General features: G+C 69.8%; 1 protein-coding gene and 1 pseudogene. One reads left to right on the forward strand and one right to left on the reverse strand.

What is annotated here, in order from left to right:
- Positions 1-200 (reverse strand): annotated as a pseudogene (locus tag CCN37_RS41925) (radical SAM protein); the annotation flags it as partial.
- A 147-nt stretch (positions 201-347) separates the two neighbouring features.
- On the opposite strand from CCN37_RS41925, the gene CCN37_RS37770 reads away from it, so the two are divergent.
- A partial coding sequence (locus CCN37_RS37770) for an SRPBCC family protein (RefSeq protein WP_246843555.1) occupies positions 348-530 on the forward strand: 183 nt, incomplete at its 3' end.

Here is a 530-nt window from a genome sequence, read left to right on the forward strand (position 1 = left end):
CGGTACGGGTTGACCGTCCACTCGAACGGCATCCGGGAGGCGCCCGGCACCCGGTTCAGGATCGAGCGGGCCCGGACCTCGTGGAAGGTGACGCCCCGGAACTCGGGGGCGTCGAAGGTGCGGGTGGTGACCGCGTCCGTGCCGAACAGGGCGATGTCCGCGGGGGCGGCGGGGGTGTCGCCCAGATTGTCCCAGCGCATGGACGCCTCCTCGGTGGCTCGGGCTCGGCCGTTCGCTCAGAATAGAACACCTGTTCCCTTGATCGTGGCAACCCGGATTTCGCCCCCCGGAGCCCACGTGGTTCGCTTGGCCCACACCCCCGAGGAACCACAAGCTGGAGGAAGTCAATGGCGCAGGTCGAGGCCACCACGGAACGGATCATCGCCGCGGACGCGGAGACGGTGTTCGACGCGCTGGCCGACTACAGCGGCACGCGCGCGAAGCTGCTCCCCGAGCACTTCAGCGAGTACGAGGTGCGCGAGGGCGGCGACGGCGAGGGCACCCTCGTCCACTGGAAGCTCCAGGCCACC

Origin of the sequence: Allokutzneria sp. NRRL B-24872, assembly GCF_002155965.1 — a bacterium.
In the GTDB taxonomy this organism is placed as follows: domain Bacteria; phylum Actinomycetota; class Actinomycetes; order Mycobacteriales; family Pseudonocardiaceae; genus Allokutzneria.